General features: G+C 56.1%; 6 protein-coding genes and 1 other annotated feature (1 of these 7 running past the window's edge). Of the genes, 5 read left to right on the top strand and 1 reads right to left on the bottom strand.

Annotated elements, in window-relative coordinates; all coding sequences use genetic code 11:
- The first annotated feature begins 9 nt into the window (after window positions 1-9).
- From AC3G2T_RS19405 to AC3G2T_RS19420, 4 genes are all read left to right on the top strand, one after another.
- The gene (locus AC3G2T_RS19405) at window positions 10-1938 is read left to right on the top strand and encodes a TOMM precursor leader peptide-binding protein (RefSeq protein WP_488436671.1); all 1929 of its coding nucleotides are present in this window, start codon (window positions 10-12) and stop codon (window positions 1936-1938) included.
- 71 nt (window positions 1939-2009) lie between these two features.
- Complete coding sequence (locus tag AC3G2T_RS19410; protein ID WP_488436586.1) at window positions 2010-3590, top strand: SagB family peptide dehydrogenase; 1581 nt, start codon at window positions 2010-2012, stop codon at window positions 3588-3590.
- 375 nt (window positions 3591-3965) lie between these two features.
- Complete coding sequence (locus AC3G2T_RS19415) at window positions 3966-10403, top strand: rhamnogalacturonan lyase family protein (protein ID WP_488436672.1); 6438 nt, start codon at window positions 3966-3968, stop codon at window positions 10401-10403.
- Between the two features lie 336 nt (window positions 10404-10739).
- Entirely contained in the window at window positions 10740-10946 is a 207-nt protein-coding gene (locus tag AC3G2T_RS19420; RefSeq protein WP_488436587.1) for a hypothetical protein, read from the top strand.
- A gap of 391 nt (window positions 10947-11337) precedes the next feature.
- On the opposite strand, the gene AC3G2T_RS19425 is transcribed toward AC3G2T_RS19420, so the two are convergent.
- A complete protein-coding gene (locus tag AC3G2T_RS19425) occupies window positions 11338-11754 on the bottom strand; it encodes an exosporium protein C (RefSeq protein WP_488436588.1) in 417 nt (138 codons plus the stop codon).
- 210 nt (window positions 11755-11964) lie between these two features.
- Here AC3G2T_RS19425 and AC3G2T_RS19430 point away from each other — a divergent pair, with 210 nt between their 5' ends.
- Entirely contained in the window at window positions 11965-12831 is an 867-nt protein-coding gene (locus AC3G2T_RS19430) for an EamA family transporter (RefSeq protein WP_488436589.1), read from the top strand.
- A gap of 106 nt (window positions 12832-12937) precedes the next feature.
- Window positions 12938-13135 (top strand) — a binding site (T-box leader); it runs 39 nt beyond the window's last position.

The raw sequence follows: 13135 nt of genomic DNA on the forward strand, positions 1-13135 counted from the left end.
GCCATCGTTATGATTGTGGGAGACGGGGTGTTGGCGGACTGTGTTTACGAAGAACTGTCAACCCAATTCGAAGTCGTACGTCAGAACGATTTCCAGGCAGGAGTACCGGAAACGGTGGATTTGGCCCTGGTGCTGCACGATGCTTGGCATCCTTATGTTCATCCAAAGGCGGAAGAGCTGCTGCAGCCAGCCGGCATCCCTTGGCTGCGCGGCTTCGTTTCATTTGGCGAGGGCGTGATCGGGCCGCTGGTTCGCCCGGGTTCACAAGGGTGCTCCCAGTGTGCGGACACGCGGCGCCTCATGGCGGGACGCGACCGCAGGGAGATGCGGGCGCTGCAGCAGAGGCTAACGGCGCACGGGGGAATACCGCGAGATGCGTGGGCTTCGCGTACGGGACTTTTGCAAGCCGCTCATCTGATGGTGGCGGAGGCAAGGAGGATGCTGCAAGGCAAACCGGTTCAATTGGCAGAGAAAGTGTCTGTGATCAACCTGAAAACGCTGGAAAGCACACTTCACTTCTTTCTCCCTGACCCGCTGTGTCCGGTTTGCAGCCGATTGCCTGATGATTCATCGGCAGCAGCCCAAATTTCGCTGAAGCCAAGTCCAAAGATCAGCTTGGACAGTTACCGCTCGCGCCCGATGGATGATCTGAAAAAAGTGCTGACCAAAGACTATCTGGACAACCGGACCGGTTTTTTGAATGGGAAAATGGTTGACCTTGCGTCGCCGTTTGCCGATGTGAGCGTGAATCTGCCGTTGATCGCTGAGGACGTAGGAACGGCAGGTAGAACTCATTCTTACGCGGTGAGCGAGTTGACCGCCATTTTAGAAGGATTGGAACGGTATTGCGGTCTGGCGCCCCGAGGCAAACGGACGGTCGTTCATGGCAGCTTCCGCAATCTGGAAGATCAAGCGCTCGACCCCGTCAAGGTAGGGGTGCACACGAAGGAGCAGTATGCTCAGCCGGGGTTTCCGTTCACGACGTTCGATCCTGACCGCCCCATTGATTGGGTATGGGGCTATTCGTTTCTGCAAGAGCGTGCGATTCTGGTTCCGGAGCAGCTCGCCTATTACAGCATGGGCTGCGGTCACTCTTTCGTCTTCGAGTCTTCCAACGGATGCGCGTTAGGAGGAAGCTTGGAGGAGGCTATTTTTTACGGCATATTGGAAGTAGTGGAGCGAGATTCGTTTCTGATGACTTGGTATGCGCAGCTGCCTCTCCAGCGCCTTGACCCATATTCTGTTAACGACCGGGAATTGCATCTGATGATCGATCGTTTGCGAGCTGTGGCGGGGTTCGACGTGTATTTCTACAACTCGACGATGGAGCACGGGATTCCCAGTGTTTGGGGGATAGCGAAAAACAATAAACAAACAGGAGTTAATCTCATTTGTGCGGCCGGAGCTCATCCTGATCCGGTGCGGGCGGTGAAAGGCGCGGTTCACGAGTTGGCCGGCATGGTATTGAATCTTGATAAGAAATTTGAAGCGAACCGGGATGCGTATGATCGGATGCTTCACGATTCCTCCCTGGTGCATCAGATGGAGGATCATTCACTGCTGTACGCTTTGCCGCAAGCGCAGGAGCGCCTGCAATTTCTGCTGGATGACAATCGCCCGCTGCGATCGTTTGAAGAGGAATTTAAGCGGGAGGCCAGGCATGCTGATTTAACGGACGATCTGAAAGATGTTCTTCAGGCGTTCCGCCGATTGAATCTTGATGTGATCGTGGTGGATCTGTCATCGCCGGAAATCATTCGAAATGGACTGCATTGCGTGAAAGTGCTGATCCCTGGGATGCTGCCGATGACATTCGGACATCACTTTACCCGTGTGGCAGGGCTTGAGCGGATGTTGAGGGTACCGGTGGAACTCGGGTATGCGAAGCAGCCCCTGACGCTGGAACATCTCAATCCATACCCGCATCCGTTCCCATAAGTTGTCACTAGGGTAGCCAAAATTGAAGCGTGGAGTGGTTTACACCCTCGTTCCTATCAGGAGGGAAAAGTATGAATCTGGAGGCATTTCTGCACAATTTGCATTATGACATTGACAAGACCAAACCGCCGGACGCAGTGGTGGATTGGGAAGACGGACCGCTTGCATATAAGCTCTACCGCGGTTTGCCTGTGGTTCCGTTATCGCCGGAAGTACCGCTGACGCTTGATGGCGGTGAAGCGCAGGTGCTGCCTGACCTTCGCCATATGGGTCATTTTCTCTGGTACATATTCGGACTCACTCAATTGTCCCAGTCCGTCCCTACCTCGAATTCCATGATACAAAACATGGGCCTGCTGCAGTTGTACCGGCGGTTTGCCCCCTCGGGGGGAGCGTTATATCCAAGTGAATTATACGTGTATCTGAAACTGGAGGATTTGCCCGAGGGGGTCTATCATTATGATGTGGCGCACCACCGCTTGGTGCTGCTGCGCAAAGGCAGCTTCGATGCCTATTTAGCTCGGGCTCTTGGCAATCGCTGTGACGTTTCGGCTTGCTTTGGCGCTGTTTTTGTATCGACCCTGTTTTGGAAAAACTTCTTTAAATACAATAACTTTTCCTACCGTCTGCAAGGACTGGATGCGGGTGCGTTAATCGGGCAGCTCTTGGAAGTGGCGAAACGGTTCGGCTTCTCGTCGGGCGTGTATTTCCAGTTCCTTGATCGAGCCGTGAATGGTCTTCTCGGGATATCGGAACGAGAGGAGAGCGTGTATGCGGTGATTCCGCTATCGATGGAGCCTGCGAACCAATGGTTCGCGGGTAGGAATGAGGGAGAGCGGGAGTGCTCCGCCACCGAATTGTGCCGGGAGTTGAGAGCGGTTCAGCATGATCACTACGTCCGTTCCCGGAGGGTCAAGGAGTTTCCGATGCTCATCAAGATGAACGAAGCATCCTTGTTGGAATCGTTTCGGCCGTTAGGGAATATTGGCGCAGAGAAGATCGTTCGCTGCGAGGATCAAGCAGTGGCTCTGCCCCGCGTGAAGCGGTTGTCGTATGATCTGGCGTCAATAAGCCGAAAACGGTTTTCGCCTGACGGCGATTTTATTATGGGCAAGGTAAACCAAGAGCAGTTGGCCTTGCTGCTGCAGGAGGCAACGGCCTCCTGCAGGTACCGGAATGATTTGGATGGAGCCCATGAGAACCCCGTTTCTCGCGTCTCACTGTACAGCTGTTTGTATAACGTTGAAGGCATTCCGGACGGCGCTTACCATTATGATAGCGCTGCTCATACGTTGCGGCCGGTACGCCAGGGAGATCATCGGCTCAAGCTGCAGCAGGGCATGCCTTCCGACAACGTGAATCTGTCCCAGGTTCCGCTATGCTTTCATGTGGCAGGAGACAAAGATCATCTCGTAACAGCCCTGGGGTATAGGGGATACCGCATCCAACAGATGGAAGCGGGGATGCTTGTGCAGCGTTTACTGTTGGCGGCATCTGCAATCGGGCTGGGGGGACATCCGCTCCTCGGATTTGATGTCAGATTGTGTGATGAGATCTACAAGATGACTTCGCAAGGAATAACCAGCCTGATCCAAATCCCGGTTGGACCCTATCGTCATTGCCCCCGGTTAGTTGGGGGGTTGCATGGCTAGGAGTCTGTCCGACGGAGTTACTTTTGTGCATACTTCACTGAATAATGACTGCATATATTGCCGCTTACGCTACGTGGTTCATCAGACAGACTCCTGGATGCTCTTTAATCGCTTTATGGCCGCCAAAAGGCGGTCTTTTTGTTGTCATGAGCCTTTAGTCATGGCTGAATTTGTCGAATGGAAAGCCGCATCGGGAGTGATACGAATTGTATCTGATTTTTGAACAAATATAACGGTATTTTGTGTGGGAAACAGAGGGGCCGAAAAAGTAAGATCATAGTTGTGAAAGCACTTTCAATCGAGGGAGGGTTCAGGCCAAATGAACATCATCGTCCATGGCAAAACGAAACAGAAAGAGAGGTATCTATGCTGATGATGCGAAGAAAAGCGAAGCAAGCTTTTATGACGGTTCTAGGATTGCTCGTACTTGCGTCTTCCGTCCTGCCTTTGTCTCCGTCAGGCGTTCGGACGGCTAAAGCGGAAACCGCGCCCGCCGTCAAAAAGTTCGACTTCGGCACGAAGACAAGCCCTGTTATGGCGGGCTTTACTCAGGTTCACGAAGAGCTTTTGTATGCGCCGGAATTAGGATACGGGCTCGATAAAACGGTCGTTTCCAGGCTCCGTTCGGGCGGGGACGATCTGTTTAACGATTTTGTGCTGGGTCCGTCCTACACGTTTATGGTCGATGTGCCGAACGGCGAATACGATGTGACGGTATACTCGGGCGATCTGCTGGCGGGCACCTCCACGACGAAGACGACAACGACGCTTGAGGGCGTGACGGCGGGAACGATTACGACCAAGCAGGCGGTGGCGCAAGCCAAATACCATACGGCCGTCAATGACGGCCAATTGACCGTCGGCATTACCGGGACGGGGACCGGCGGGTATTTGAACGGGCTCGTGATCGAGCAGGTGATCCCGCAGCCCCCTGCCGTACCGCAAGGGCTGTCCGTCACGGGAATAACGGCGGCGGAAGGCTCGGCCTCCGTGAGCTTGCAGTGGAGCGCCGCAGCGGATGCCTCCGGCTACAATGTGTATCGGGCTCCGGCCGGGAGCGGCTCATACGTCAAGCTTGCGGCGGTCAACTCCGCAGTCTATACGGACACGGCCGTCAGTCTGAATGCGGGCTACTCCTACAAGGTCTCGGCGGTCAGCGCGAGCGGCCTTGAATCCGCCCTCAGCGGGCCGGTCGCAGCGGAGGTGAAGCCGGCGGTCGAACTGCCTGCAGCGCCGTCGCAAGTTGCGGTCAGCAGTGTGACGGCAAGCTCGGTCGCTCTGGCCTGGACGGCCGCCGAGCGGGCGACCGGCTACGCGATTTTCCGGGCTGCAGCTGCGGACGGGGAGTTCGCCGAGATCGGTACCAGCGAATCGGCGGGTTATACGGATACGGCTGCCGACACATCGGCTGCTTTATACTACAAAGTGAAAGCCTTGAACAGCGCGGGCTCGTCGGATTTTTCGAATGTGGCGGCAAGCGCGCCGTACAACGCTCCGCAGCCGCTTCCCGAAGGGGCGCCCATTCGGTTTGACTTTGGGCCCGGCGCCGTAGCAAGCGGCTACATCGGCGTCTCGGCCGGCGTCGCCTACTCGCCGCAGCTGAAATACGGCTTCGCCGACCCTTCCAAAGTCGGCTCAGGCGACAGAAATAGTTCCGATCCGTTGAAATCGGATTTTGTTTCGCCGGCGGGTACGTCTTTCATCGTCGATTTGCCGAACGGAGACTACACGGTTTCGCTCATTGCCGGGGATCAGGCGGCGGCGACCGATATCGCGATCAAAGCCGAAACGATCCAGAAAGTTCAGCAGACGAGCAAAGCCGCCGGCGAATACCTGGAGATGAGCTTCGACATCGCGCTTGTGGACGGCCAGCTGAATCTTGATTTTACCGGCTCCGCACCCAAAATCAATGCGCTTGTCATCACGAAGCTGCCGGACAGACAGGCGGGCGAAATTCCGGCCGTCTATATCGCGGGCGATTCCACCGTACAAACCTACGATCCGTACTGGAAGCCGGAAGCGGGCTGGGGACAAATGCTTCCGCGGTTTTTCACCGACGGCGTGCAGTTCGTCAACCATGCGATCGGCGGCAGAAGCTCGAAGTCGTTCATTGTGGAAGGCCGTTTGGACGCGGTGCTGCGCGCGATCAAGCCCGGCGATTACTTCCTCGTCCAGTTCGGCCATAACGATGCGACGATCAGCGTTCCCGAGCGTTACGCATCCGTTCCCGATTACAAAAATTATTTGAAAACGTATGTCAACGGAGCGCGCCAGCGCGGAGCGACGCCGATTCTGGTGACGCCGATGGGACGGCGCGACTACAACGAATCGACCGGCAAGTTCAACGTCAGCTTTCCCGAATACGTATCGGGCATGAAAGAAGTGGCGCAGGAGCTGAATGTGAAGCTCGTCGATTTGAGCGCCCTTAGCATCGCCTACTACGATTCGATCGGCCCGGCGGCCACTTTATCCGTATTCCTGCATGTGGAACCGGGCATGTACGGCGCTTTCCCGAACGGTTCGGCGGACAATACGCATTTTCAGGAATACGGGGCGATCCAACTGGCGCGCATGCTTTCGGGCGGCATCAAAGACCTCGGCCTGCCGCTCTCGGCTTTGGTCAAAGATATCGAAGTGCCGGCCCAAGTTCCGGCCAAGCCGACAGGACTTGCCGCAGGCAGCGTCAGCAACGCCGGTGCGGTTTTGAAATGGGATGCCGTGGAAGGGGCGGACATTTATAAAATTTACCGCAAACCGGCGGCAGATGCGGAGTATGCGATGGTGGGCACAGCAACTGTTCCGACCATCAGCCTCGGCGGAATGTCGGAAGGCAAAACCTACAGCGTTCGCGTGACAGCCGTCAACGGACGCGGCGAATCGGAGATGTCGGACGAGGTGCTCATCAGCACGAAATCCGCCGTTTACCGCTACGACATGGGAACGGCATCGAGCCCGGTGATGGAAGGCTATACAGCGGTTACGCTCGATACGCTCTACACGCCGGAGCGCGGTTACGGGCTGACGACGAACGCAGGCATGATTACGCGCGACCGGGGCAGCGGCGGCAGCGATCTGATCCGCGATTGGATCGGCTATTTTAACAACACTTGGGAATTCAAAGTAGACATTCCGAACGGCGTGTATGCGGTTAAACTGTACGTCGGCGATTTGCTCGGTTCGGCAAGGACGACCGTGCAGATCGAAGGCAAAGATTTCGGAACCGTATCTGCCGGCAAAAATACCGTCGTGGAAAAAGTCATCAACGAAGTTCAGGTCAAAGACGGCCAAATGAATTTCATTTTCGGCGGCGCCTCGGGCATCGTCAACGGCATTGAAATCACGCCGATTTTGCAATCGCCCACAGGGCTCAAGCTGGACGGCATGCAGCTGGATCAGGAGCCTCCGTCGGTTCAGCTATCTTGGACGGCGGTGAGCGATGCCGCCAAGTACCGCATCTACCGCAAATCGGCCGGCGCCGGGAGCGCTGAACGGATCGGCGAGACAGGGACGGTTGCTTTCACGGATCTTACGGCGGATGTCGGGATGACCTATGTGTACACCGTCACATCGCTGGACAGCTCCGGCTATGAGACGGTTCCGTCCCAGCCGCTCGAAGTGGCGGTCATCGACCCGGCGAAGCCTGCGCCTGCGGTACCGAACCGTCCGGCATTGACTTCGATTCATAAAAACGAGATCAGCTTCGTCTGGCCTGCCGTCGATCAAGCGGTCACCTATAACATTTACCGGGCGAAAAAAGCCGGGGGCGCATTCGAGCTGATCGGCAAAACCCGCAGCGCCTCATATACGGACACGACCGTGCTTACGACAATTTCGTACTACTATAAAGTAGCCGCCGTGAACGCGGGAGGCATTTCCGGGCTTTCCGAGCAAATGGCGACGGAGGCAATTACGGTGCTGAGCAGGCAGATGGAGTATATCGACCGCGCGCCGCTTGCTGTCAAATCCGATGCGGGCGTATATATCGGGTGGAGAATGCTCGGCACGGATGCCGATTCGATCACTTTTAACGTGTACAGAGACGGTGTCAAACTGAATGACGCCCCAATCGCGGGAAGCACCAATTTCCTCGATACTACAGGGACGAACGATTCCAAATACCAGCTGTTTACAGTGGAAAACGGTACGGAAAAAGCCGCATCGGGCGCGATTTCCGTATGGCAAAACAATTATTTGGCCGTACCGCTGCAAAAACCGGCCGATTCCTACACCAAAGACGGGCAGCCTTACACGTATTCGGCCGGCGATGCGAGCGTTGGCGATCTCGACGGCGACGGCACTTACGAAATCGTCATGCTGTGGTCTCCGTCGAACGCCAAGGACAACTCGCAAGCCGGATACACGGGTATCGTGTACATGGATGCATATAAGCTTGACGGAACGCGCTTGTGGAGAATTAACCTGGGACCGAACATCCGCGCGGGCGCTCACTATACGCAGTTCCTCGTCTACGATTTCGACGGCGACGGGAAAGCGGAGGTCGCCTTTAAGACGGCGGACGGAACGGTCGACGGAACCGGCCAAGTGATCGGTTCGGCCGACGCCGACTACCGGAACAGCAGCGGCTACGTGCTGCTCGGCAGCGAGTATTTGACCGTGTTCGAAGGGCAGACCGGCCGAGCGCTGGCGACTGTGGATTACGATCCCCCACGGGGAGACGTATCGGCATGGGGCGACGCTTACGGCAACCGCGTCGACCGCTTTTTGGCCACCGTCGCGTATTTGGACGGCGAGCGTCCGAGCATGGTTTTCAGCCGTGGATACTACACACGCACCGTCCTCGCCGCCTACAACTACCGCGACGGCCAATTGACGAAGGTGTGGCGCTTTGACACCAATGACGAAGGCAACGCCGCCTACACGGGACAAGGCAACCACAACCTGTCTGCGGGCGATGTCGACGGCGACGGCAAAGATGAAATCAACTTCGGAGCGATGGCGATCGACGATGACGGCACCATTTTGTACAGCACGGGGCTTGGGCATGGGGATGCGCAGCATTTCGGAGATTTGGACCCGGCTCGTCCCGGACTGGAGCAGTTCGACGTGCATGAGCATGTCGATTCCCCGTACGGCATGGAGCTGCGCGATGCGGCGACCGGAGAAATCATTTGGGGCATCCGCACGGGAATCGACACGGGACGCGGCATGTCCGCCGACATTGATCCGAACTATTTGGGCGAGGAATTTTGGGCCGCTACGATTACGAACGCCCAGCATATACCTTTGACGGGCTTGTACAATACGAAAGGCGAGCTGATCAGCCAGACGATTCCTTCTTCCACGAACTTCGGCGTTTGGTGGGACGGCGACCTGCTGCGCGAGCTCCAGGATGCCAACCGCATCGACAAGTGGGACTACGTCAATCATAAAACCGATAACTTGTTCACAGCGGTCGGCGCCGCCTCGAACAACTCCACCAAAGCGAATTCCAGCTTGCAGGCCGATTTGTTCGGCGACTGGCGGGAGGAAGTGATGTGGAGGTCGGAAGACAGCTCCGAGTTCCGGATTTATTCGACGACGGATTTGACCGATTACCGGATTCGCACTTTGATGCACGACCCTGTCTACAGATTGGGCGTAGCCTGGCAAAATGTCGCCTACAACCAGCCTCCGCATCCGAGTTTTTACTTGGGCGCAGGCATGACGGCTCCTCCCGCACCGCATATGTATACGGTCGGCGGCGAGTCACCGTCCGGCGATGTTACGGCACCGGTCATCTCCGGACTGCCTCCCGAGCGCATGACGGAATCGCAAACCTTGGAGGTGCAGGTAACGGCTGAAGACCCGGAATCAGGCGTGCAAACCGTTACGATCACCTTTGACGGAAATCCCGTAACCAACGGGCAAAAAATTCCGCTCCTCGGCTTGCAAGGCGCGCATACCTTTACAGTTACGGCGGTCAATCATGCCGGGCTGACGACAGTGCGCACCGTGAACATTCAAGTAACGGCTGCGGATGCCATTGCGTCCACACTAACGGGGCCGACCTCGGCCGTCGCCGGGCAGCCGTTCGATCTGGCGTACGGATTGAGCAATGTGACGAAAAGCGTGTACGCGCAGGATTTGACGCTGTCCTACAACCCGGACCAGCTTGAATTCGTATCCGCCGAGTCCGTCAGAGAAGGCTTCCGGGTGTTGGCCGTTTCGGACCCCGCGCAGACGCCGGGGCAAATCCGGATCGTTGCGGCTGCGCTCGGCGAGGGCAGCGCCATTCACGCCGACGGCGAATGGCTCAAGCTGAGCTGGAAAGCGAAACCGCTTGCCTCCGCAGCGGAAGCCGCCGTTTCCGTCGTCGGCTCCACCGTAGCCGACGGCGCAGGAGCGGAGAAGCAGGTGGAAGGCGTCTCCTTCCGCATCCGCGTGCAGCCGACGGCGGATAAAACCGCGCTTCGCGCAGCGATCCTGGACGCTCAGGCCAAGCACGATGCGGCGGTTGAGGGAGGCAGCGCCGGACAATATCCGGTTGGCGCGAAGGCGGCTCTGCAGTCGGCGATCGACAAAGCGAAAGCCGCAGCCGACAATGCTTCCGCGACGCAAGCGGAAGTCGAGCAGGCCGTGAGCGATCTGGCGGCGGCACTGCAAGCGTTCGCTGCCTCCGTGCACACGGCGGCCCCAGGCGATGCGAACGGCGACGGCAAGTATTCCATCGGCGATCTCGGCATCGTGGCGGTGGCATACGGCAAAACGTCCGCCGATCCGGACTGGAGCCAGTACCAAAAAGCCGACATCAACAACGACGGCAAAGTCGATATCGTCGACCTTGCTGCCGTAGCAAGGAAAATTTTGGAGTAGACGGATGGATGGGGCTGCCCCACTGCGCAGTTTAGTTGCCGAAGGGGCGGCCCCGCTTGACAGTTCGTAAAACTGCGAAGCACGGACTATTGAAAAAACTCGCCCGCCAGAAGCAGCGCATAGAAACCTGCAAAAATCAGCTTGTTGATAAAGTGAAGGAGTGTGGAACCAGAGGGGCACAGGCGTTCTACCCCAACCGAAGCCTCATACACGAGTTGCGGAACCGTCTACCCCAACCGACACCTCTCATACACGAGTTGTGGAGCCGTCTACCCCAACCGACATCTCTCATACACGAATTGCGGAGCCGAAGTGTGGGAGGGGGGCCAAGGCGGCTTGGCAGAGGAAAAAACTGCGAAAGTGCAGTTTTTTTTCCTGAAAAGGGTTCATTTTGGCGAAAAGCCTGCGATTGTGCAGGAATTTTCGGCGAAATTGAATCAGAGCCCATGTTCACGGCGAAAAGCCTGCACAATTGCAGGAATTTGCCGTGGCCGGCGTTTCAACCGAGCAAAAACTGTATTTTTGCAGGTTTTCTTCGCGTAACCAGGCAGATGGTGCGGCCGGCTCCGGCCTGCGGGTTTCCAGGCAGCCTGCACTTTCGCAGGTTTGTTGGCTTGCCTAACCGTTCATTGAACGGCTGAGCCATCTTTGCTGCATTGGTTGCATGTCAGCAGCAGCGGCGACGGACCGCTGTCATGCAGCGAAACACCGCGCGTAGGGAGCTGCGCGAGGTGCGAAAGAGACAGTCACATCGCTGTCGCAGGTTGGAATCATTGCAGAGCAGCCGCAAATTGGCCTCCGTCATAGCGCTGCCGCAAATTGGGCGGCGGGCAAAGCTTGTGAGGACCGAAAGTCCTCTCCGGTACGAATTGTTGCAAAAAAACGCCCCATTCCGCTTGTATAGCGGTTTGGAGGCGTTTTTTCAAGCGGATTATTAGTGTTTTTTTATAGCTAACGCGCTGAACGAGATCGGCCCAACGACATCGGCTCTTGTTCCTTTTGTCAGATTTTCGGCTGTTAACGTATATTGATGAGAGCCAGATTTTACGTCGAAATCAATCGCTTGGAACGTAACGATGTAATTTTGCTCGGATCCTGTAGACTCAATACCTTGTATCGTGTTGAAAATTTCTTTTCCATCCCGGAAAATTCTGAATTTAATCTGGGCGATACCTGTGATACCGCGCACGCCGACGCTCGCAATCAGCTCGACCCGTGACGCTTTGCGGGAAAGATGCAGCCGGAGTTTCGCAAGCTGGACTCTTTTGGGCGAGAACGGTATCGTAAAAGACTTGGCCAAATTGAATTTATTAAGCGGCTGTGTCGCTTGGTAATCAACGATGCGAACCATTCCATCAGCTCCTCTAAACTATTAACTTACAATACTATGAATATGCAATCCGAAAGCAATGCGATTGCACGGTTGTCCGAATCCATGAAACCATTTTCGCATCATGCGGCCTCCGCGATGCTCTTGATGCTGCATAAATTTCGTTGTAGGAAGCCTTAAGATGTGGTAAACTTTCCACCGGAAACGGAAATGAAAGGAGTACGCATCTTCATGTGGCTTATTTTCTCGGTATTCGCTGCGATCAGTTTCGGTTTGCGCGGCATTTTGTATCACTGGACAAGCCAGCAGTCGTTGAACCGCAATGCTTTGCTGAGCGGTGCTTTTTTTATGGGCGCGCTGCTTAGTCTTGTGTGCAGCGTCATATACAAGCAAAGCTGGACGGCGTCCTCCTTGATCGGCCTGCAAATGGGGCTGTTCTCCTTCGGCGCCAACGCCAGCATGTTCAAAGGCTTCGCCGTTGGCAAGGCGTCGCTTGTGGCGATTTTGACGGCGCTGCCTTCCGTCATCGTCGTTGTGGCCGCTTACGGATTGTGGGGGGAGAAGCTGAGCGGCATGCAGGTTATCGCCTTCGTCGTCATCGTCGCGGGAGTGCTGCTCGTCCGCTACTCGAACGACATTTCCATAAACAATCTCCAAGGAGCCCAGTGGGGATTGCTCTCGCTATTGTTGTTCGCCTGCAACGATTTATCCGGCAAATGGTCCACGCTTCAGGCGGCGCCGATGTTTCCGTCGCTTTTTTGCATGTTTGCGATGGGAACCGTCTGCTTCGGCGGCTGGTGGCTGAAGGACCGGATGCACTCGGTCCGTACTGAAGCAGCCCCTGCCCAATGGGGAGAGTGGCGGACGTTCGGGATAGGGATGGCCGTCGGCATTACGAATGTGGTCGGCATGATCCTTATTTTGCGCGCTTTCGACGTAGGCAAGGCGGGCCTTGTATCCGCGGTCGTAGCGCTTAACGTTCTGCTTGTTTTGCTTTATACGCGCTTTGTCGTTAAGGACAGGTTCAGCCCTTTGGAGCTGTCGGGAATGTCCATGGCTTTTGGCGGCATTATGATCATTCGGTTATTTGCAGGCTGAGGCCGGGAACCGGCAAGCGGCAGGGCGGCAGCACGGCGAGAGCCCCCTTGACAACCAGGCGGCGTTCCTGTATAAATGATTTTAAATATTCAGCCAATTACATATGTGAGTATTGATGAACGGGGAAGTAGTTTTTGACGTCCAGTCTCAGCGAGCCGGCTATGGTGGGAACCGGTACGGACGCCTTGAATGAAACGGTCCCGGGAAATGGTCTTCTGAAGCGGATAAGCCGACAGTAGGGAGATCCGGCTTTTGCCGTTATCGATCGAGAGGTTTATTTTGCATATGCGAAAATGAACACTTA

The organism is Paenibacillus sp. sgz302191 (assembly GCF_057749925.1).